Origin of the sequence: Blautia sp. SC05B48 (assembly GCF_005848555.1) — a bacterium.
GTDB lineage: Bacteria > Bacillota > Clostridia > Lachnospirales > Lachnospiraceae > Blautia_A.
This window is the reverse complement of the sequence record NZ_CP040518.1, coordinates 440,539-461,419: the sequence shown is the minus strand read 5'-3', so window position 1 is coordinate 461,419 and position 20,881 is coordinate 440,539. Positions and strand designations below refer to the sequence as shown.

Below are 20,881 nucleotides of genomic sequence, written 5' to 3'. Positions count from 1 at the left end.
GCATTCTGTGAGCAGAGAGTACAGAGCAGGCCGGAAATCTTTTTCAGAGGAGGAAATTATGACAGGAATACAGAAAAAACAGCGTTTGCTGACTATGATATTCGGAGCTTTCGCGATCTTTTTTACCGGATATCCCCATGTATGGTCTATTTACCAGCCCTATGTGATGGAGCAGGCAGGCTGGAGTCAGGGACAGGCATCCATGTGCTTTTATCTGGCACTGAGCACCTTTGTATTCGGAAATATCGTAGGCGGAAGGATGCAGAACCGCTTTAAGGAAAAGACGATCGTATGGATCGGAGGCGGGATCTTTGCGGCAGGAATCCTGGCATCCGCATTTCTGATCGTTCCCACACCGCTTCCTATGTATCTCTCTTATGGAGTGATGCAGGGATTCGGACAGGGAATGATCTACACGGTGATCCTGGCAACCGTGCAGAGATGGTTCCCGGACCGTACCGGATTTGCTTCCGGCGTTGTGGTAACTGCCAACGGACTTTGTGGATTTTTCCTGGCGCCGCTGAGTCGAAAGCTGCTGGAGGCAGAGGGCGTGCAGAAAACCTTTTTGATCATTGGGGTAGCCATCGCAGTTTCCTGGATCCTGTGCGGCATCTTTTTTCAGGCACCCGTTAAGAGTCTGGTGAACGCAGGTGGCTCTGCGGCAAAGTCCGGGACACCGGAGATGAAGCAGTATACATCCGGAGAGATGATGCGGACAAGAAATTTTTATCTTCTTCTTGCAACCATGTTCTTTGGACTGATTTCTTATTTTATGGTTTCACCGGTATCCCAGACTTACCAGATCGACCTTGGAATCCCGTCTGCAGTGGCAGTCAGCGCCGTTATGCTTGGATCCATTGTCAATGCGGGAGCAAGACTGGTACTTCCAACACTGGCAGATAAAGCAGGCAGGATCGTCTGCATCAAAGGAGTGCTGATCGTGGCGGTGATCGCTATGGGAGTTCTCGCTGTATCAAGCTCCCTGGCAGTAACGGTTGCCATTGTTCTGATGTACGGCTGCTACGGAGGTATCATGGGAAGCTTCCCGTCTCTGACAAGCTCTGTTTTCGGAATGAAGCACACCGGAGAAAATTACGGATTCGTCATGTTCGGCATCGTATTTGCAACCTTTGGCGCACCGGCGATCTCCGGTCTGGTGAGCAGCAAATGCTATGAGATGAATGTGGTATTTGGAATCGGAGCTGTTTTTGCAGGGATTGCATTTGTATGCCTGACTCTGCTTGGACGGAATCTTGCGCAGGAAAGAAAAAAGACGGACATATCTGAGAAAGAAAAATGTGAGCCGTCTCTGGAAAACTGAATATTTTTAGTGCTGAAAGCTCCGGAATTGTGAGTTGCAGGGATCAGATATTTCTGCTAGGATAACTGAAGGATGAGAAAATCAGGTATTGTTTTTGCCTGTTTATGGAAGAGAGTGTGTGAAATACTGCAATAATAAGGAGTTGATGTATATGATCACCTGCCAGGATATATTGGAGCTGCAGCTGGACGGAGTGGAGCTGATTGCTGGGGAAAAAGGTCTCACAAGACCTGTCACATGGACCTATATGGTGCAGACCCGGCCTTTTGAGGAACATATGAACCAGGGGAATTTTGCCCTTTGTGTGGTAGACTATGTCCGGTTTGACCTGGAAGAAGCACAGAAAGCCATGGAAGAACTGTATGGGCTTGGAATTTCCGGCTTTGGGATTTCTATCACCGATGACAAAGAACCCGTTCCGAAGGAGATGATCGACAAAGCCAATGCGCTTCAGCTCCCGCTGTTTTACATCCGGTGGAAGGGAGCTTCTTTTGTGGATATTGCCCAGAGTGTGGGAAAGATCATCCTGGAATATGAAATGCAGAACAGGCGGATGGGAGATTATCTTTATAATCTTTTGTTTGGCTATGATGTTAATGACCGTTATATCGAAAAAATCTCCCAGCAGTTCGGGATCAACTTTACAACACCCTGCAGAGTAGGGATCATTGTGGCTGACCGGAAATACGGCATCAATCTGGAGCAGGATGAGCATATCTACGAGTATTATGCCAATTATCTGAACCAGGAAGTCATGGCAATGGAAGGAAAGCCCATGTTCCTTCGGTTTCTCAACAAATTTGTCCTTCTTTTTGAGGCAAAAAAAGACAAAAGCATTGAACATGAGCTGGAGAAGGTTCTGCAGAAGATCGATGCCAGTCCGCAGTTTCACGGAACAATCCGAAGCACCTGTATCCTGGGCGGTATCTACACCAATCCGGCAGACTTCGGCACCAGCTATCAGGAGGCAAAGCGTCTGATCCCCAAAAAAGACATACTTCCAAATCCCAAGCACAAGAAAGTTTTAAGTGCAACAGCCATGGGAATTTATCAGTATCTGTTCAACAACGACAACCATGATGAGATCCTGAATTATTGCAATGAACGGCTGGGAAAGCTGGAGGAATATGATCATGCCAACGGAACGTTTCTCCTGGATACCCTGCTTGCCTATTACATGAACGGGTTCAGCGTCGGAAAAACGGCGAAGGAACTTTTTATTCACAGAAATTCTCTGCAGTACCGGCTGAATAAGATCCAGGAGCTGATAGATTTTGAACTGGATGACTATATGGAATATCTGGATATGATAAACTGTATCCTGATCAAACAGCTGATGTTTTCCTAAAAAACAGGTTCATATAAATACAACACTGTGCAAAATGAACAGTTAATTTGTGCAAAATAAAAGTTGACGAAAAGATTCTCCTGAGTATAATGAAGTCTATCAAACAACAAAGGCGTTGAAGGAAATGAAAAATTTCTTTCAGCGCCCTTTTTGTTTACAGGCGAAAACGTTCAGGTCGACCAGCTAAATATGTTTTGTGCCAGCTATGTAGAAGAGGAGGAAACAAATATGAAAAAAAATCTTTTAGGCAAAATGGTGATCACAGGTATTATTTCCGCAGCAATGTTAGCATCTACAGCAGCTTCCACATGGGCAGCAGACAAATCAGATAAGGATGTGTTAAGGGTTGGCATGGAATGTGCCTATGCACCATTCAACTGGACCCAGGATACAGATACAACTCCGGACGGAAGCAAGGCAGAACCTATTTACGGCAGTGATTATTACGCATATGGCTACGATGTGGCAGTAGCTCAGAAGCTTGCAGATCAGCTTGGAATGAAGCTGGAGATCCATAAGGTTGAGTGGTCCTCCATTGGAATCTCCATGGATGCCGGCGATTATGACTGTATCATCGCTGGCATGGGAAAAACGGCAGAAAGAGAAAAATCATATGCATTTACAGAACCATATTATTACAGAGATAACTGTATCGTGGTAAAGGCAGGAGGCAAATATGACGATGTCAAAGGTCTTTCCGATCTTGCAGGAACAGGCTGCAAGGTTACCACACAGCTTGGAACCGGATGGGTACCGCTTCTGGATCAGATCGACGGTGCAGAGCAGTCCGGAAACTATGAGACAACATCAGAGTGCTTTATGGCAATCTCCAACGGAGTTGCAGATGTCTGCGTTGTAGATGTTCCTACAGCAGAATCAGCAGCACTGACAAACAAGGATCTGAAGATCATCAACCTGGATGAGAAGGACACCTTTAAAAATGATGATGAAATGGTCAATGTCTGCATCGCAACAAGAAAAGATGATACAGAGCTGAGAGATAAGCTGCAGGGTGCCATGGATGACATCGGCTGGAACGATAAAGAGAAAATGGATGAGCTGATGGATACTGTTCTGACACAGCAGCCGGCAGCGAACTAGTCCAAGTGAGGTGGAGATATGTTAGGCTTTTCAATTACAGATCCGTCTAATTCCCTGGAATGGATGATCTTTCTGGCAAAAAAATATTCCGGCATGTTTCTGGAAGGAACCTGGCTGACTCTCTATATAGCTGTAGCAGGAACCATTCTTGGTTTCCTGCTGGGCTATATCATCGGTATCATCCAGGATATCCGTATCAATGAAGGCGACAGCATTCTGAAAAAAGGAATTTTTAAAATTTTAAAGGCAATCTGCAGGATCTATGTGGAGGTTTTCAGAGATACGCCTATGATCGTTCAGGCGATGGTCCTGTATTATGGTATCCGTCAGGCAAATGTGAATATTACACCATTGTTTGCAGGTGTTATGGTAACGGTACTGAACACCGGAGCCTACATGGCAGAAACTGTCAGAGCCGGCATCGGTTCCATTGATATGGGGCAGAGGGAAGGCGCCTGGGCCATGGGAATGTCACCTATGAAGACCATGATCTACGTGGTACTTCCGCAGGCTTTCAAAAATATCATCCCGGAGATGGCAAATACATTTCTTACAAATCTGAAAATGACTTCCGTTCTGAATGTTATTGCAGTCCAGGAGCTGTTTATGGCAGCAAAGACAGTAGGCGGAAATTATTATAAATATTTTGAATCCTATCTTGTGATCGCAGTGATCTATTTTGTACTCTGTTTTGTATTCAACCGTCTGTTTACTTTCCTTGAGAAGAAAATGAAAAAAACAGAGAACTATGCACTTGCAGTGGAATATATGGACAATCCGTAAGGAGGGAGAAATTATGGGTGATGCAATCATATCCGTTGAAGAATTAAGTAAATCTTTTGGACAGCATGAGGTACTTCGGAAAATTGATTTCAATGTGGAGCCTGGAGAGATCATCTGTATCGTAGGTTCCTCCGGTTCCGGAAAATCCACGCTGCTCCGCTGCATCAACAAACTGGAAACCCAGACCAGCGGAAAGATCCGATACCACGGAAAAGAGATCGGGGCAGTACAGAAGGAGATCAATGATTACCGGTCAAAGGTGGGCATGGTTTTTCAGTCTTTTAATCTTTTTAATAACATGACAGTTCTTCAGAACTGTATGCTCTGTACAAGAAAGGTTCTCCATCTGTCAAAAGAGGAAGCTTTTGACCGGGCGATCACACATCTCAAACAGGTGGGAATGGCACCGTTTATCAATGCGAACCCCACACAGCTTTCCGGTGGACAGAAGCAGAGGGTTGCCATTGCAAGATCTCTCTGCATGAACCCGGAGGTCCTGCTTTTTGACGAACCGACCTCAGCCCTTGATCCGGAGATGGTAGGAGAAGTCTTAAATGTTATGAAAGAACTGGCAACCACAGGACTTACCATGATCATTGTAACCCATGAGATGGCGTTTGCCAGAGATGTTTCTACCAGAACGATTTTTATGGATCAGGGTTACATTGTGGAAGACGCACCTCCGGCAGAGCTGTTCAAAAATCCGAAAAACGCCCGTACCAGAGAGTTTTTAAGCAGATATCTGGCAGGATAGGAGGCAGGAAAAATGGAAAATTTTATTGTAACTTTTGCAAGAGGTTTCGGAACAGGCGGAAAAGAGATCGCTTCCATGCTGGCAAAAGATCTGGGGATCCACTGTTATGAAAACCGTATACTGACGCTGGCGAGCCAAATGAGCGGACTGGAGGAAAAGCTGTTTCTGGATATCAATGAGCGGATCCGAAACAATGGAGGTTTTACCGGATTTCTTAAGGGTCTGCCCAGATCCAGACAGTATATTGCGAGAAATGAGAAGTTTGTTTCGGATGACCGTCTGTTTGAGTATCAGTCACAGATTATCCGGAACCTGGCAGATCAGGAATCCTGTGTGATCGTTGGAAAATGTGCGGACTATGTTCTGAAGGGCAGAAAAAATGTGGTCAGCATCTATATCGAAGCTCCACGTGCCTTCTGTCTGGCCCGTACCATGCAGCGGATGAAAGTATCTGCGGATGTGGCAGCAGCCACCATTGAGAATACAGATAAGTACAGGGCGGACTATTATAAATATTATACAAAAGGAAATTACTGGACTAATCCCGTCAATTACGATATGACGTTGAACAGTGAAAAAGTCGGAATTGCAGGATGCGTAAAGATGATTGAAGAATATCTGGTGATGAAGGGTCTGATCACGCGGGAACAGATCTTATCAGAACAGATCACAAAAGGGGAGGAAAAGAAATGAAGCTGGAAGAAACAGGACTGACATTTGAGGATATCAAGGAAAAAGTAAACAAATACATGATCGAGACCTATGAGAGAATGGATTTTCTGGCAGAAAGTGCAAAAGACCAGTATATCTACAATGAGAAGGGCGAAAAATATCTGGATTTTTATGCAGGTATCGCAGTAAACTCCGCAGGAAGCTGTAATGAGAAGGTAGTAAAAGCGGTTGTAGACCAGGCACAGACATTGATGCATACCTTCAACTATCCGTATACCATTCCTCAGGCTCTTCTTGCTGAAAAGGTCTGCACAACCATCGGAATGGATAAGATCTTTTTCCAGAACTCCGGTACAGAGGCAAATGAGGCTATGATCAAAATGGCAAGAAAATACGGAATCGAAAAATATGGTCCGAACCGTTATCATATCGTAACTGCAAAAATGGGATTCCATGGAAGAACCTTTGGTGCCATGTCCGCCACCGGACAGCCGGGAAACGGATGCCAGGTTGGCTTCGGTCCTATGACCTACGGATTTTCCTATGCACCGTACAATGATCTTGAGGCTTTCAAGGATGCCTGCACGGAAAATACCATTGCCATTATGATAGAGCCTGTACAGGGCGAGGGTGGTGTCCATCCGGCAACCATGGAATTTATGAAGGGACTTCGGGAATTTTGTGATGAGAACGATATGCTCCTTCTTATTGATGAGGTTCAGACAGGCTGGTGCAGAACCGGTAAGGTGATGAGCTATATGCATTACGGGATCAAACCGGATATCGTGTCCATGGCAAAGGCCCTTGGAGGAGGTATGCCGATCGGCGCGATCTGCGCTACAGAGGAAGTGGCAAAAGCATTCACACCTGGTTCCCACGGAACAACCTTCGGCGGACATCCGGTTTCCTGTGCTGCGGCACTTGCAGAGGTTGGTGAACTTCTCGACAGAGATCTGGCTGGCAATGCGGAAAAAATGGGTACTTATTTTATGGAAAAACTTGCAAAGATCCCTCATGTAAAAGAAGTCCGCGGGCAGGGCCTTCTGGTAGGCGTGGAATTTGATGATGCTATTTACGGTGTGGATGTAAAGCATGGCTGTCTGGACAGCCATCTTCTGATCACTGCAATCGGAGTACATACCATCCGTATGGTACCGCCGCTGATCATTACAGAGGAGAACTGTGATCAGGCGGCTGCCATCATTGAAGAGACAGTAAAAGCACTTTCAGAATAAGCGGAGGAGATGGACAGCATGAAAAGATTTACATTTTCTGTACCGCAGAATATTCTTTTTGGTGAAGGTGTATTAAAGGAGCTTCCCGGGGCAGCCGGGAAGCTTGGAGGAAAACATGGCTTTATCATTTCCGGCCCCACACTGAACAGACTTGGCGTAGTGGGGCAGTGTGAAGAAATCCTTACACAGGCCGGCATTGCAGTCAGCACCTTCTGTGATACAGAAGGAAATCCATCCGTGGAGACTGTGGAACGTGCAGCAGAAGCGTTCCGGGCAAGCGGAGCGGATTTTATTGTCGCTCTTGGTGGGGGTTCCCCTATGGATGTGGCAAAAGCTGTCGGTGTTGTGGCAAAATACGGCGGCAGCATCACAGAATATGAAGGTGCAGACAAGGTTCCTGGGGAGATCGTCCCGCTGATCGCCATTCCTACAACAGCAGGAACCGGTTCAGAGGTTACGGCTTTTTCTGTTATTACCGATCACAGACGAAATTACAAGCTTACAGTATTTTCCTATAAGCTGATCCCGGCTTATGCACTTCTGGATCCGCTGCTTCTCACCTCCGCACCGGCTTCGGTGGCAGCTGCCTGCGGGATCGATGCACTGATCCATGCAGAGGAATCTTACGTTTCTCTGGACGCATCCCCATTTTCCGAGGCCATGAGCGAAAAAGCAATGGAGCTGATCGGGCGGAGCATCCGCACCTACGTGGCAGACCGTAGCAATCTGGAAGCAGCTTCCGATATGCTGGCAGGCTCTCTGTTTGCCGGGATTGCTTTTTCATGGGCAAGACTTGGAAATATCCATGCCATGAGCCATCCGGTCAGTGCTTTTTTCAATGTGCCGCACGGTGTTGCAAACGGAATCTTGTTTCCGTATATCGTGAAATATAACGAAGAGGCAGCCTTCGGAAAATATCGGAAGATCTATAATTATATTTCCGCGGAAAAGAAATGTGAGTCTGAGTTTTCAAAAGGAATGCTGGAACAGGCAGTCCGTGAACTGAATACACAGGTTGGAATCCCTGCAAAATTATCCCACGCAGGGGTTACGGATGAGTATTTTGCGCAGATGACAGAGGATGCCATGAAAAGCGGAAACATTGCGGTGAATCCTCAGAAAACCGTTCGGGAGGATATCCTGGCACTGTATAAAGAGGCATTGTAAAGATAGTATCAGGTAAGTATGTGACACCTCTGTATAAATAAAATCTGTCATCAGAGTACTTGCGTAAATAAAAAAGATATTGGCTTCCCGAAATCAGTAAAAAGCTGTTTTCCGGGGAGCTTTTTTTGCAGTGAAAATTATATTATAAACATAAAGATTTATACAATGAACATGTACGGATAAAATATACGATGCTATTGTATAGACAGTAACCAAGTTTACCGCAACAGAGCAAAATACAGAGAAAGAAGAATGTATATGGATAGCATAGAGGTTAAAAATCTGTACAAAAAATATAAGATTTCACAGCGGCAGGAAGGTTTTATCGGAATGGTGAAATACTTATTCCATCCCCAATATAAAGAGAAGGAAGCTGTAAAAGGAATTTCTTTTTCCATACAGCAGGGTGAATGTGTAGCTTTCCTTGGTGCAAACGGGGCAGGAAAATCAACGACCATTAAAATGCTTACAGGGATCATGAAACCGACAGACGGAAAGATTTCCGTTATGGGAAATGATCCATTCAGGGAACGGATCAGAAATGGCGGGAAGATAGGCGTTGTGTTTGGTCAGAAGACACAGTTGTGGTGGGATATTTCGGTAAAAGATTCTTTTGAACTGCTGCATAGTATTTATGAAATCCCGGACAATGTTTATGGAGAAAATCTGGATCTGTTTAAGAAAATCCTGGAACTGGAAGAATTTATGGACCAGCCGGCAAGAAAGCTGTCCCTGGGACAGCGAGTAAGGGCAGATATAGCAGCAGCTCTTTTACATGATCCGCCGGTTTTATTTCTGGATGAACCAACAATAGGGCTGGATGTGGCAGTCAAACAGAAAGTATATCAGTTTTTACAATACATAAATAAAGAAAAAAAGACCACGATTTTGCTGACAAGCCATGATCTGAAAGATATGGAATGGCTGTGCCGGAGACTTATCATTCTGGAAAAAGGAGAAATTTTATTTGATGATGAAATAACAAAAATATTTGATGATTATCCGGAAGCAGAAACACTGGAAGAAATTGTTATTGAACTGTTCAATGGAAATACGAAGAATTAACCGTCTGATTTTGTTTTTCTGAGGAGAGCAAATATGAGAAAATATCTGGCACTGATAAAAGGGGGATTTTTGGAAGGAATTGCTTATAAAGAAAATTTCCTGACCGGTTTGCTTGCAAATTTTATTCAGGTTGTAGTTTTTTACTATGTATGGAAAAGTATTTTTTTATATCATACGGAGATTAATGGATATACATGGAAAATTATGAAAAAATATGTGATCGTTTCTTTTTTGTGCAATAGTACATTTTCTTTTGGATTTGAAATGCAGACAGCCAACAGTATTATCAGTGGAAATATAATCACAGATTTGTTGAAACCGCTGAGTTACCGAAGTTTGACTTTTTTTAAAGCTGTTGGAACAGCAGGAATGGAATTTCTGATCACATTTTTATGGTGCGGTATTTTCCTGGTAATGTGTAACGGAATGCAGAATATAGAGATGTGGCGAGTTCTTCTGCTGCTTTTTTCCATACTTTTGGGAATGGGAATCAAATTTAACATCCAACATATATTTTCCATGCTCTGTTTTTATACAGATAATGCATATGGTGTTGTAAAAGGGAGAGAAGTTTTGACAAATTTCTGTTCTGGAGCTTTGGTTCCGCTGGCATTGTTTCCTGGATTTTTGCAGAAAATTGTTATGATTATGCCCTTTTCAGGGATTGTATATATTCCATGCTGCATATTTGACGGAATATTTTGCTGGCAGAAATGCTGGGAAGCACTTTTGTTCCAGAGCGTGTGGAATGTAATATTATTTGCATTTGGAAGCATCTTATGGAAAAAAGCCTCTTCCGTTATCGCATTATATGGAGGTTAAAGAGGGGCAGATACAGGAAATATTTCAAAATATACCGGAAGATGCAGGAAATGAATATAAAATCCCTGATGTATTATCGGGCAGATTTTCTGATGATGACATTTTTTACATTGCTGTCCCAGGTATCAAATCTGGCTGTTGTTGGAATTATCTATACAAATATTCCCACAGTTGGCGGCTGGTCTGTATGGGAAATTTTATTGCTAGATGGATATCTGTTATTTTCAGAAGGATGGGTGAACTTTTTCTTTCAGGGATCCTGGAAAATTGCACAGATGGTAAATAAATCAGAAATCGACCGGTTTCTCGTAAGACCGCTTCCGGCAGGAATGCAGATGGCAGCTTCCAGGATTGATTTTGACGGATTAAATAAAATGATCATAGCACTGGGAATATTGTCAGTTGGAATAAAAAACTGTAAAATAAACTGGACGATCATAAAAATCCTGTATTTTGTGGTATCTCTGCTTACAGTATCTATGATCCGTTTTTGCATGATCTGGCTGGCAAGCTGTATGTCCTTCTGGATGCAGGGACCGAAAAATTCGTTAAATTATCTGGTTCTTTCTGTAGGAGAGATGGCGAAATATCCACTTATCATATACCCGGGATTACTGAAAGGAATCTTTGGATATATCATACCTTACGCATATATCAGCTATTATCCGGCGGACTTTCTGTTAGGAAAAAAGGACATGCTGCCAGGATGTCTGTTACTGTTTCCTGTTTGCATAGGGATGCTGTGGTTATCGGCAGTGTGCCTGAAACGTGGACTGGGAAGATATGAAAGTGCCGGGAATTAAAGATCGTTTACGGGGGAGGTGAGTCCATGCTTGGAAGTAAAGATATTTTTCTGGATCGGGCAAAGCGGGAATTGTCGGTTATGCAGATGAACCACTGCGGTATCCAGGAATGTGAAAAAGGACATATGTGGCAGTTTCAGGCCAGACCTTATCATCTGCTGCATTTTGTACTGCAGGGAGAAGGAAGCTTGAAAATCTCAGGCAGAATGCTGAATGTACATGCCGGACAGGCATTTTTTATACCAGCAGGAATAGAAGGAAAATACATAGCTTCCCTGCAGAACCCCTGGAAATATGCCTGGATCGGATTTTATGCAGACAACGGAAATAAATTTATTGATCTTCTATTTGGAAAAAACGAGATCCTGGATCTGGCGCTTTCGGCTAAAGAACTGGAAAAAGAAATCTTGTCGATTTTGTCAGTTATGGATAAAAGACTTCAGGATGTGGCCATTTATCAGGAAGAAGATTTTCCGGGAGAGCAGTTTTTCTCCATACGGAATTTTTCCGCATCCCTGGAGGCAAACAGCAGAATGCTGCATCTTTTTGCCAGGCTCCTTGAAACACAGGGCGATATAAAAAAGCTGACAAAAGAAGAAAAAAATCTGGCCAAGGATGCCAAAAACTATATGGACCGCATGTACAGCCGGGATATCCGGATCCAGGATGTGGCAGGAATCCTCCATGTACATCCAAACTATCTCAGCACATTGTTCCGCAGGGAATACGACCAGTCACCACGGGAATATCTCCGTAAAGTAAGGATGAATCAGGCAAAAATCCTGCTGGCCACTACAGAATATTCCATATCGGATATTTCCTCAGATGTGGGATATACAAATCCGTTTCAGTTTTCGAAGGTATTCAAAAGCTGCTATGGGATTTCACCTACAGAGTATCGAAATATGAGACAAGTGTAATACAAACATGTTCAGACTGGCAGCATGATTGCGATCACGCTGCCTTTTTTGCTGCTTTCCAGTACTTTTACCTGTCCGTTATGCTGTCTGACAATTTCACTGACAAGTGCAAGTCCCAGGCCGGCACCTCCCATAGCACGGCTTCTTGATTTGTCCACACGGAAAAACGGGGTGAAGATTTTTTCCTGATATTCGGGAGGAATGCCGATTCCGGTATCAGAGACTTCAAGAAAGACGTAATTGACAGATGCGGATGTATCTGTTATTTCTTCGGAAAGATGGATATTTACGGTTACTTTTCCACCGGAGTGATTGTATTTGATCGCATTTTCCACAAGATTGTACACAGCGCGATACAGCAGCAGATAGCTTCCGGTAATGATGCAGTCTCCCTCCTGCTGGATCAGTTCAACATCCTTCTGTTCCGCTACGGAAGCCAGGTCGCAGAAAACCTCATCAGTCAGTGCTGCCAGAGAGATCCTTTCGGAACGTTCAACAGTCTGTACACCGGTCATATCTAGGAGGATTTCAGCCAGATGGGAAAGTCGCCCGGTCTGTTCCTGGAGCATGGCAAAAATCTCCTGATAATCTTTTAAAGCAGGTGTTTCCCTGCGGGCAAAGACCTCCAGATTTGTCTGGATAACAGCAAGAGGAGTCCTCAGCTCATGGGCTGCATTGGCAGAAAACTGCTTCTGGGCAGTAAAAGCTTCATCCAGGCGTGCGAGCATTTTGTTAAATGAAATTGTCAGGCGGGAAATCTCGTCATTGGTAGCAGGAACTTCAAGAGTCTTCGAAAGGTTCTGGGCCTCTATTTTGTTCACCTCCTGGCTGAGCCTGCGAAGAGGAAGTAATGCCTGACGGCTGATAAAATATGTGCAGATACTGCTGAGAAGGATGATGATTCCTGTTACCATGAGTCCTTTGGTGAGAAAAAGCTTTTTTGTTAGCTGCAGCTGATTGGAAAGCTCCGGAAATAAGACGGAGGGATTCATATTAAAGGTGATGGGAGCAGAATCAGTGTTATCGATCCGTATCATGTAATCTCCCAGATCCTCCATTCCGGCAACTGCGGACTGGCTGATAAAAAAATACATCAGAATGCAGGTGACTGTCATAAGCAGCGCAGTGATCAGTGTCAGACGCCATTGAAGAGAAAGCTTTCCGGTTATTTTTTTCATTGTATATCCTCCGTTAAAATGTAACCCTGGCCGATCTTATTCTGTATTGGATCAAAGCCGAGAGCAGTGCGCAGTTTTTTTCGAAGAGAAGAAATGTGGACACGAATGGAATTGCTGAGACTGTTGACGCTTCCGTCCCAGATATGCTCGATCATTTCTTCCGGGCTTATGATACGGTTCTGATGAAGAAGGAAATATTCCAGAAGAGAACTTTCCTTTCGGGTCAGAGAAAGGGGGAGTCCATCGATACTGGCCTTTCTTGTACGGGTATCAAAGCTGATACGTCCGCATTGCAGACACACATCCTGCTGGATGAATTTTCTTCGTGTCAGACTTCGGATCCGTGCCTCCAGTTCTTCAAAATGAAAAGGTTTTGTGAGATAGTCATTGGCACCGAGATCAAGCCCTTCAACCTTATCCTGGATCTGTCCTCTGGCAGAGAGGATCAAAACAGGAGTGGAAGTATCGGATTCCCGAAACTGGCGCAGGATTTCCAGACCATCAACGCCTGGAAGATTCAGATCAAGAAGGATGAGATCATAATTTTCCACAAGACATAATTCCAGTCCTTCATCCCCGTCAAAACATGTGTCCGCTTCATAGCCATCCATACGAAGTCCCTCCGCAATAGACTGGCAGAGCTGCTGTTCATCTTCGATTATCAATATATGCATAATAAATCCTCCAAAAAAACAGTTGATTTTGCTTTGTTATCTATAATATCATGTATAGCATAAAATTCCTGTAAATTTTTTTGTTTCTTAACAGAGATTTTATACAGGGGATGATATAGTAAGGCTACAGAGAACAAAATTTATATATAAAATATATGCTGGTTCCGGATATGGGCCGGTGATATCAGAAGGGAGAATAGAAACAATGAAATTAAGAACACAGAAAATAACAGCACTTATGGCAGCTGCGGTATTAGGAATATCTGCATTTGGAAGCGTGCCGGTAACAGCGGCGGAAAGCACGGAAACAGCAGATCCCGGAGCGGCAATGATGATGGATGGAGAGGCAGTTTCATCAGATCTGGTAGCAGGTACATTTAAGCCTTCCGACGTAACCTGCAAGGCACAGGATTCTTATGAATATCCGTTTCTGGGACTGAAGCTTTCACTTTCGAAGGAGCTGTTAAAGCAGATCAAGGACCAGAGCATTGCAATGCTTACCACGGAAGATTTTGAGAATCAGACCAATGCAGTGACATATGCCTACGTAAGCTGGAGCAAAATGACAGAGGAACAGAAAAATGCCGAAATACAGAAGATGGGAACAGGATATGACGACTGGGTGGCAGGTCTGGACAGAATCGGTACAATTGGCGTTTATGACGAAGCTTCACAGAAAAAGCTGGATGAGATCACCGGCTGTACAGAGCATAAAGAGCTTGGAAGCAGCAGTGACGGGAAATACAAATATTATCTGAGCACCAACAAAGATGCAGATGAAAAGCTGACAAAGGAGCTGGAAAAGATCAAAACCGATATTACGGAAATGACACCGTATCAGAATATTTCCGTGTTTGACCAGCCACAGGATACCAGCAGCAACCCGGAGGACGTAAAATCTGTAGGAAAATTTGAAACAACAGGAATAGATGGAAAAACATATACAGAAAAAGTGTTCAGTGACTATGACCTGACACTGGTAAATGTTTTTACAACCTGGTGCTCACCATGTGTAAAAGAGATTCCGGAACTTCAGGAGCTCTATAAAGAAATGAAAGATAAAGGCGTTGGAGTAGCAGGCGTAGTGCTTGATACTACAGATGAAAAGGGAAATCAGGACGAGGAAGCTGTAAAGAAAGCAGGCATTCTTCAGGAAAAAACAAAAGCAGAATATCCGTTCCTGACACCGGATGCAACTATGATGAACGGTCGTCTGCAGGGGATTTCTGCATTTCCTGAAACATTTTTTGTCGACAAAGATGGAAACATTGTAGGCGACACCTATACAGGAAGCCATACACTGGACGAATGGAAGGAAATCGTGGAAAAAGAGCTTAAAAACGTTTCAAAGTAAAACATGATCATTATGGAGAGTGGAAAAATGATTCGGAAAATAACAGAATCCAGGTGGATCGGACCAGCTCTGGCGTTTTTTGGAATTTTACTGATGATACTGGGAATCTGCAGGGGCGAGGTATCTGTAGTTTTTACAAAAGCGATCAACATCTGTATGGAGTGTATAGGCATTGGATAATAAGAAGATGAAAATAAATGAATGGCCGCGGCATGGGATCCAGGCATTGTGGGCGGCCCTTACAAACAGTCACATATCAGGGTTTATAACTGGCAAGATCTATACCGGAAAACTGAAAAATGTATGTGTTCCGGGGCTAAACTGCTATTCCTGCCCCGGGGCAAGAGGGGCCTGCCCCATTGGTTCTCTTCAGGCTGTGATCGGAAGCTGGAACTTCAAAATGGCATATTATGTAGCTGGATTTCTGATCTTTGTGGGAGCGTTGCTTGGAAGACTGGTGTGCGGATTTCTCTGCCCCTTTGGACTGATCCAGGATCTGTTGAACAAGATTCCTTTTCCAAAGAAGATTCGGACATTTCGGGGAGATAAGCTTCTGCGAAAACTGAAATATGTGATCTTTCTTGTATTTGTGATCATACTCCCTATGTTTGTAGTAGATATCATGGGGCAGGGAGCACCATATTTCTGCAAGCTGATCTGCCCGGCAGGAACGCTGGAGGGAGGTATCCCGCTGGTGCTGCTGAACAAATCCATGCGAAGTGCAGTAGGCTGGCTGTACATGTGGAAAAATACGATCCTGGTGATCACCATTATCTTATCAATTATGATATACCGGCCATTCTGTAAGTATATCTGTCCGCTGGGAGCTTTTTATTCGGTATTTAATAAAGTTTCCGTTTTTCGTTACAGAGTAGATAAAGAAAAATGTGTTCACTGCGGAAAATGCAGAAATATCTGCCAGATGGAAGTCGATCCGACAGAGAATCCCAACAGTACAGAGTGCATCCGATGTGGAAGATGTAAAAAGATATGTCCGACACAGGCGATCCGGTGTGGGTTTGCAGGAAAATCCTGATACAGAAAAATACGAAAACGGTACAGCTTATAAAATATAAGATGTACCGTTTTTTGAGACAGTAAACTACTTTTCCATATTATCTATCAGTAACATATTCAGCTGTTCCCAGCGCTTCAGATCTTTTTTTGTAAAAAGAAGCTGGTGGCGGAAAGCTTCGGTAAGCTCCTGCGGTTTTAAAGTGATCACACATTTGAATGCGCAGGGCATCAGATCCGCACTGGAAATCCCACACAAAAGTCCTGTTGTAAAATCTCGAAGCTCCAGAGGATTAAAAATGTACAGGAGATCTTCTTCCAGTGGGTTATACTGATTTACAAAGGAAAAACGGATCAGCATATCACTGTAAAGAACTTTTCCGGTGTAAAAAATCTCACTGCTTCTTCCGTTGGCAGAAACAGAACAGATCGTTAAGGTTGCTTCATATTTTCCGGATTCGCCCTTTTTTTCATAAATATCGATGATGCCATCCTTTGTACGCTGATATCGTCCATCGTAAAAGTAAAAATATAGCCTCTGGGCCTGAAAAAATGGGCTTTTTTGTCCTTTTCCCGGTGCATTGGACGGTTCACTGGCTGTTTCAGGAAGACCAGTGGTAAGCTGGGACATAGATACCTGGAGAATCTGGCTGATCTCATATAAAGTTTCGATATCAACGGAGATATCTCCGTTTTCATATTTGCATATGGTAGCTCGGCTTTTATGGATGGCATCTGCCAGATCCTGCAGAGTCATCTTTCCGGCTTTTCGGTATTTTCTTATTTGTTCACCTACATAACAGGTAAAATCACTCATTTTGTTTCCTCATACTATCTATTTTTCTTATTAATTTTCATTGCATACGATTATATCGGAAAAACAGGTGATTTGTAAAGTGGTAAGAAACTTTTTTGGAATAAAATTTCGTAAAAAGAAACTTCTGCCATTTGCACTTATCTTTATTTAGGGTAAGATATAGCTGTTAGGCTGAAGGTTTCAGCCTATATCAAATATATACTTGAAGAGGGGAAATTGAAATGAAAGAAAAAGGAAGCAGCTTTTCCGGCTCAATAGGTTTTGTCCTGGCGGCAGCCGGAAGTGCAGTAGGAGTTGGAAATATCTGGAGATTTCCATATCTCTGTGCCAAAGATGGAGGAGGACTTTTCCTGCTGGTTTATCTGATACTGGTACTGACTTTTGGATTTGTACTGTTGACAACGGATGTAGCACTTGGGAGAAAGACAAAGAAAAATGCATTGAGGGCTTTTGAAGCTCTTAATCCAAAGTGGAAATTTTTAGGACATTTAACGTTTCTGGTTCCGGCATTGATCATGACCTATTATTCTGTTATCGGTGGATGGATTGCAAAATATTTTTTTACTTATATTATTTCTGATGGGAAAGATGCGGCTTCAGATGGATACTTTACATCATTTATTACATCAGATATTGCACCCGTTGTATTTATGCTGATTTTTCTGGCCCTGACTGCCTGGATCGTATTTCGTGGTGTGGAAAAGGGAATCGAAAAGTTTTCCAGGATCATTATGCCGGGGCTGATTCTTCTGATCGTGATCATTGCCATTTTTTCACTGACACTGTCCCATACTGATACGGATGGAACTGTCCGCACTGGTGTGCAGGGGCTGGCTGTTTACCTCAAACCGGATTTTCATGGACTGACGGTAAAACGCTTCCTGGAGATCCTTCTGGATGCGATGAGCCAGTTATTCTTTTCCTTAAGTGTATCTATGGGAATCATGATCACTTATGGTTCTTATGTGAAAAATGAAGTTAATTTAAATAAAGCAACAAATCAGATTGAGATCTTTGATACCGGCGTTGCGTTTCTTGCAGGAATGATGATCATACCGGCTGTTTTTGTATTTCTCGGAAAGGATGGAATGGCTTCCGGCCCAAGCCTGATATTTATCTCACTGCCAAAGGTTTTTGATGCCATGGGAGTATTTGGCCGTCCGGTGGCAATTGCATTTTTCCTGATGATGGGATTTGCGGCACTGACTTCCTGCGTATCTGTCATGGAGACACTGGTTGCAAACTGCATGGAACTTTATCATAAACCACGTAAGAAAATGTGTGGTGCTGTCGGAATCTATTCGCTTGTTACAGCAGTACTGATCTGCCTTGGTTATAACAAACTGTATTTTGAACTTAAGCTGCCAAATGGTTCCGTTGGACAGCTTCTGGATGTGATGGATTATATCAGCAACAGTTTTCTGATGCCGTTTATCTCGCTCTTGACAAGTATTCTGATCGGATGGGTGATCGGCCCTGACTGGATCATAGGAGAAGTGGAACGAAATGGGGAACATTTCAAACGGGCAGGGTTATATCGCTTTATGATCCGTTATGTAGTGCCGGTTGTAATGCTGATATTATTCCTGGTATCTACAGGATTTGCAGATTTGATTTCATAAGTGTGGTAATATGTTTATAGCGTCTGGACAGTCGCATTAACGGATGACCAGTACAAGATACGATTAAACAACAGAGGATTTGATGAAAAAAGATATGTACGAATGTTGGAGAGAAAACTAATACATAGAACGGAAATGATTCAGAAAATTAGACTTAGCTCACTTTAAAAGTGAAAAAAATAATTTGATAATTTATTGACAACCATTAATAAATATGTTAGTATTCAATCATCAAATTAATAAAGTCTTCGGTGACTGACGGAATTGTGGGATAACCACGAGGGAGCCGGAGATTCGATGAGTCGACCGTCTGGGCAGTATTTGAAAAACTTCAGATACTGCTCTTTTTTATGGGATAAAAGATGCAGACGGTTGCAGCGGAGAAAGGAGAACATTATGGGATTCAAAAGTGACATCGAAATCGCACAGGAGTGCACAATGGAGCCAATTACCAAGATTGCGGAGAAAGCAGGTATTGATGACAAGTATCTGGAGCAGTATGGTAAATATAAAGCAAAGATCGACTATAATCTTCTGAAAGAAACAGACAAAAAAGACGGAAAGCTGATCCTTGTGACAGCCATCAACCCGACACCGGCAGGTGAGGGAAAAACTACGACAACCGTAGGTCTTGCAGATGGAATGCAGAGACTTGGAAAAAATGTTATGGTAGCTCTTCGTGAGCCATCTCTGGGACCGGTATTCGGTGTCAAGGGTGGTGCTGCAGGCGGCGGCTATGCACAGGTAGTTCCGATGGAGGATATCAACCTTCATTTTACCGGTGATTTCCATGCGATCGGTGCGGCAAACAACCTTCTTGCAGCAATGATCGACAACCATATCTTCCAGGGTAATGAGCTGAATATCGACCCGAGAAAGATCACCTGGAGACGCTGCGTGGATATGAACGACCGTCAGCTTCGTAATGTAGTAGACGGACTTGGCGGAAGAACAAACGGTATGCCACGTGAGGACGGATATGACATTACCGTAGCATCTGAGATCATGGCAGTTCTCTGTCTGGCAAGTGATATCAAAGATCTGAAGGAGAGACTTTCCAGAATCATCATCGGATACACTTATGGCAAGGTTGCTGAGCAGAAACCGGTAACAGCAGGAGACCTTCATGCAGAGGGGGCTATGACAGCACTTCTGAAGGATGCCCTGAAACCGAACCTTGTACAGACACTGGAGCATGTTCCGGCGATCGTTCATGGCGGACCATTCGCAAATATCGCTCACGGATGTAACTCCGTAACCGCTACAAAGATGGCTATGAAGCTTGCTGATTACGCGATCACAGAGGCTGGCTTCGGTGCTGACCTTGGAGCTGAGAAATTCCTGGATATCAAGTGCCGTATGGCAGGTCTTACACCAAGTGCAGTTGTTATCGTAGCAACCGTACGTGCCCTGAAATACAACGGTGGCGTTGCAAAGGCTGATCTGAACAATGAAAACCTTGAGGCTCTTGAAAAAGGTATCCCGAACCTTCTGAAGCATGTAAGCAATATCAAGAATGTATATAAACTCCCATGTGTGGTAGCTATTAACGCATTCCCGACCGATACCAAGGCAGAGCTTGATTTTGTGGAAGCAAAATGCAAGGAGCTTGGCGTAAACGTAGCACTTTCCGAGGTATGGGCAAAAGGTGGCGAAGGCGGAATCAAGCTTGCTGAGGAAGTAATCCGTCTTGTTGAAGAGCCGAATGATTTCACATATGCTTATGAACTGGAAGGCTCCATCGAGGACAAACTGAACCAGATCGTACAGAAGGTTTATGGTGGAAAGAAAGTGGTTCTTACAGCAAATGCTCAGAAGCAGGCGAAACAGCTGGAGGCACTTGGATTTGGCAACTGTCCGATCTGTGTAGCTAAGACCCAGTACAGCTTAACAGACGACCAGACAAAGCTTGGTGCTCCGACAGATTTCGAGGTAACAGTAAGAAATCTTAAGATTTCCGCAGGTGCAGGATTTGTTGTTGCACTGACAGGTGAGATCATGACCATGCCAGGTCTCCCGAAAGTACCGGCAGCAACTAAGATCGACGTAGACGAGAGCGGTAAGATCACAGGACTGTTCTGATATAACGTATAGAGAGTTTTTGAGGGGAATTCAGATAAAAAGCGGTAGAACCTGCAGAAATAGAGGTTCTGCCGCTTTTTCTTATACTATTATAATATTGTTTATATTTATTTTACTAGTCTGAAAATTCCATGTATGATATACTTAGA

Annotated in this window: 20 protein-coding genes and 1 riboswitch; of the genes, 17 read left to right on the top strand and 3 right to left on the bottom strand. The window is 43.6% G+C overall.

From position 1 onward, the window contains the following. Nucleotides 1-58 precede the first annotated feature (58 nt). The 12 genes from EYS05_RS02050 (at nt 59) to EYS05_RS01995 (ending at nt 11,991) form a co-directional block, all read left to right on the top strand. On the top strand, nt 59-1,321 hold the full coding sequence (locus tag EYS05_RS02050; RefSeq protein WP_138276477.1) for an MFS transporter: 1,263 nt from the start codon (nt 59-61) through the stop codon (nt 1,319-1,321). Between the two features lie 118 nt (nt 1,322-1,439). Next, complete coding sequence (locus EYS05_RS02045) at nt 1,440-2,669, top strand: PucR family transcriptional regulator (protein ID WP_243119185.1); 1,230 nt, start codon at nt 1,440-1,442, stop codon at nt 2,667-2,669. Between the two features lie 228 nt (nt 2,670-2,897). Further along, nucleotides 2,898-3,770: a transporter substrate-binding domain-containing protein gene (locus EYS05_RS02040; RefSeq protein WP_138276476.1), complete on the top strand. Its 873-nt coding sequence runs from the start codon at nt 2,898-2,900 to the stop codon at nt 3,768-3,770. A gap of 18 nt (nt 3,771-3,788) precedes the next feature. Continuing rightward, on the top strand, nt 3,789-4,553 hold the full coding sequence (locus EYS05_RS02035; protein ID WP_243119184.1) for an amino acid ABC transporter permease: 765 nt from the start codon (nt 3,789-3,791) through the stop codon (nt 4,551-4,553). Nucleotides 4,554-4,563: 10 nt separating this feature from the next. Then, nucleotides 4,564-5,307: an amino acid ABC transporter ATP-binding protein gene (locus EYS05_RS02030; protein WP_270484394.1), complete on the top strand. Its 744-nt coding sequence runs from the start codon at nt 4,564-4,566 to the stop codon at nt 5,305-5,307. Nucleotides 5,308-5,319: 12 nt separating this feature from the next. Next, nucleotides 5,320-6,000 (top strand): cytidylate kinase-like family protein, encoded by a 681-nt coding sequence (locus tag EYS05_RS02025; protein ID WP_138276474.1) that lies wholly within the window; start codon nt 5,320-5,322, stop codon nt 5,998-6,000. Further along, nucleotides 5,997-7,214, top strand: coding sequence for an aspartate aminotransferase family protein (locus tag EYS05_RS02020; protein ID WP_138276473.1), 1,218 nt, complete (start codon nt 5,997-5,999; stop codon nt 7,212-7,214). Before EYS05_RS02025 ends, EYS05_RS02020 begins: the two co-directional genes overlap by 4 nt. Nucleotides 7,215-7,232: 18 nt before the next feature. Then, nucleotides 7,233-8,381 carry an iron-containing alcohol dehydrogenase gene (locus EYS05_RS02015; protein WP_118624965.1) on the top strand — a complete coding sequence of 383 codons (1,149 nt, stop codon included), beginning with the start codon at nt 7,233-7,235 and terminating at the stop codon, nt 8,379-8,381. Nucleotides 8,382-8,639: 258 nt separating this feature from the next. Beyond that, the gene (locus EYS05_RS02010) at nt 8,640-9,446 is read left to right on the top strand and encodes an ABC transporter ATP-binding protein (protein WP_138276472.1); all 807 of its coding nucleotides are present in this window, start codon (nt 8,640-8,642) and stop codon (nt 9,444-9,446) included. Between the two features lie 33 nt (nt 9,447-9,479). Further along, entirely contained in the window at nt 9,480-10,268 is a 789-nt protein-coding gene (locus EYS05_RS02005) for an ABC transporter permease (protein ID WP_138276471.1), read from the top strand. A gap of 50 nt (nt 10,269-10,318) precedes the next feature. Then, the gene (locus EYS05_RS02000; protein WP_158293294.1) at nt 10,319-11,071 is read left to right on the top strand and encodes an ABC transporter permease; all 753 of its coding nucleotides are present in this window, start codon (nt 10,319-10,321) and stop codon (nt 11,069-11,071) included. A 26-nt stretch (nt 11,072-11,097) separates the two neighbouring features. Beyond that, on the top strand, nt 11,098-11,991 hold the full coding sequence (locus EYS05_RS01995) for an AraC family transcriptional regulator (protein ID WP_118512806.1): 894 nt from the start codon (nt 11,098-11,100) through the stop codon (nt 11,989-11,991). Nucleotides 11,992-12,002: 11 nt separating this feature from the next. On the opposite strand, the gene EYS05_RS01990 is transcribed toward EYS05_RS01995, so the two are convergent. Both EYS05_RS01990 and EYS05_RS01985 read right to left on the bottom strand, forming a co-directional pair. Further along, complete coding sequence (locus EYS05_RS01990) at nt 12,003-13,169, bottom strand: sensor histidine kinase (RefSeq protein WP_138276469.1); 1,167 nt, start codon at nt 13,167-13,169, stop codon at nt 12,003-12,005. After that, nucleotides 13,166-13,843, bottom strand: coding sequence for a response regulator transcription factor (locus tag EYS05_RS01985; RefSeq protein WP_118512804.1), 678 nt, complete (start codon nt 13,841-13,843; stop codon nt 13,166-13,168). Before EYS05_RS01985 ends, EYS05_RS01990 begins: the two co-directional genes overlap by 4 nt. Nucleotides 13,844-14,048: 205 nt before the next feature. On the opposite strand from EYS05_RS01985, the gene EYS05_RS01980 reads away from it, so the two are divergent. From EYS05_RS01980 to EYS05_RS01970, 3 genes are read left to right on the top strand one after another with little or no spacing between them, the layout of a single operon-like run. Continuing rightward, a complete protein-coding gene (locus EYS05_RS01980; protein ID WP_138276468.1) occupies nt 14,049-15,197 on the top strand; it encodes a TlpA family protein disulfide reductase in 1,149 nt (382 codons plus the stop codon). Nucleotides 15,198-15,224: 27 nt separating this feature from the next. Beyond that, nucleotides 15,225-15,377, top strand: a complete 153-nt coding sequence (locus EYS05_RS01975; protein WP_118753020.1) for a CD1871A family CXXC motif-containing protein — start codon at nt 15,225-15,227, stop codon at nt 15,375-15,377. 7 nt (nt 15,378-15,384) lie between these two features. Continuing rightward, complete coding sequence (locus EYS05_RS01970) at nt 15,385-16,233, top strand: 4Fe-4S binding protein (RefSeq protein WP_138276467.1); 849 nt, start codon at nt 15,385-15,387, stop codon at nt 16,231-16,233. A 66-nt stretch (nt 16,234-16,299) separates the two neighbouring features. Here EYS05_RS01970 and EYS05_RS01965 read toward each other — a convergent pair whose 3' ends face one another. After that, nucleotides 16,300-17,028, bottom strand: coding sequence for a helix-turn-helix domain-containing protein (locus tag EYS05_RS01965; RefSeq protein WP_138276466.1), 729 nt, complete (start codon nt 17,026-17,028; stop codon nt 16,300-16,302). A gap of 221 nt (nt 17,029-17,249) precedes the next feature. On the opposite strand from EYS05_RS01965, the gene EYS05_RS01960 reads away from it, so the two are divergent. Then, a complete protein-coding gene (locus tag EYS05_RS01960; RefSeq protein ID WP_138276465.1) occupies nt 17,250-18,650 on the top strand; it encodes a sodium-dependent transporter in 1,401 nt (466 codons plus the stop codon). A 241-nt stretch (nt 18,651-18,891) separates the two neighbouring features. Next, nucleotides 18,892-18,973: riboswitch (ZMP/ZTP riboswitch) on the top strand. A gap of 73 nt (nt 18,974-19,046) precedes the next feature. Further along, nucleotides 19,047-20,732, top strand: coding sequence for a formate--tetrahydrofolate ligase (locus tag EYS05_RS01955; protein WP_138276464.1), 1,686 nt, complete (start codon nt 19,047-19,049; stop codon nt 20,730-20,732). Nucleotides 20,733-20,881 lie beyond the last annotated feature (149 nt).

Excerpts from the sequence above, each read along its gene's own strand:
- EYS05_RS02035 (WP_243119184.1), top strand. The coding sequence starts at position 3,789 with ATGTTAGGCTTTTCAATTACAGATCCGTCTAATTCCCTGGAATGGATG.
- EYS05_RS02005 (WP_138276471.1), top strand. The coding sequence starts at position 9,480 with ATGAGAAAATATCTGGCACTGATAAAAGGGGGATTTTTGGAAGGAATT.
- EYS05_RS01975 (WP_118753020.1), top strand. The coding sequence starts at position 15,225 with ATGATTCGGAAAATAACAGAATCCAGGTGGATCGGACCAGCTCTGGCG.
- EYS05_RS01980 (WP_138276468.1), top strand. The coding sequence starts at position 14,049 with ATGAAATTAAGAACACAGAAAATAACAGCACTTATGGCAGCTGCGGTA.
- EYS05_RS02020 (WP_138276473.1), top strand. The coding sequence starts at position 5,997 with ATGAAGCTGGAAGAAACAGGACTGACATTTGAGGATATCAAGGAAAAA.
- EYS05_RS01965 (WP_138276466.1), bottom strand. The coding sequence starts at position 17,028 with ATGAGTGATTTTACCTGTTATGTAGGTGAACAAATAAGAAAATACCGA.
- EYS05_RS01955 (WP_138276464.1), top strand. The coding sequence starts at position 19,047 with ATGGGATTCAAAAGTGACATCGAAATCGCACAGGAGTGCACAATGGAG.
- EYS05_RS02040 (WP_138276476.1), top strand. The coding sequence starts at position 2,898 with ATGAAAAAAAATCTTTTAGGCAAAATGGTGATCACAGGTATTATTTCC.
- EYS05_RS01960 (WP_138276465.1), top strand. The coding sequence starts at position 17,250 with ATGAAAGAAAAAGGAAGCAGCTTTTCCGGCTCAATAGGTTTTGTCCTG.
- EYS05_RS02050 (WP_138276477.1), top strand. The coding sequence starts at position 59 with ATGACAGGAATACAGAAAAAACAGCGTTTGCTGACTATGATATTCGGA.
- EYS05_RS01985 (WP_118512804.1), bottom strand. The coding sequence starts at position 13,843 with ATGCATATATTGATAATCGAAGATGAACAGCAGCTCTGCCAGTCTATT.
- EYS05_RS01990 (WP_138276469.1), bottom strand. The coding sequence starts at position 13,169 with ATGAAAAAAATAACCGGAAAGCTTTCTCTTCAATGGCGTCTGACACTG.
- EYS05_RS02015 (WP_118624965.1), top strand. The coding sequence starts at position 7,233 with ATGAAAAGATTTACATTTTCTGTACCGCAGAATATTCTTTTTGGTGAA.
- EYS05_RS02000 (WP_158293294.1), top strand. The coding sequence starts at position 10,319 with ATGAATATAAAATCCCTGATGTATTATCGGGCAGATTTTCTGATGATG.
- EYS05_RS02010 (WP_138276472.1), top strand. The coding sequence starts at position 8,640 with ATGGATAGCATAGAGGTTAAAAATCTGTACAAAAAATATAAGATTTCA.
- EYS05_RS01970 (WP_138276467.1), top strand. The coding sequence starts at position 15,385 with ATGAAAATAAATGAATGGCCGCGGCATGGGATCCAGGCATTGTGGGCG.
- EYS05_RS01995 (WP_118512806.1), top strand. The coding sequence starts at position 11,098 with ATGCTTGGAAGTAAAGATATTTTTCTGGATCGGGCAAAGCGGGAATTG.
- EYS05_RS02025 (WP_138276474.1), top strand. The coding sequence starts at position 5,320 with ATGGAAAATTTTATTGTAACTTTTGCAAGAGGTTTCGGAACAGGCGGA.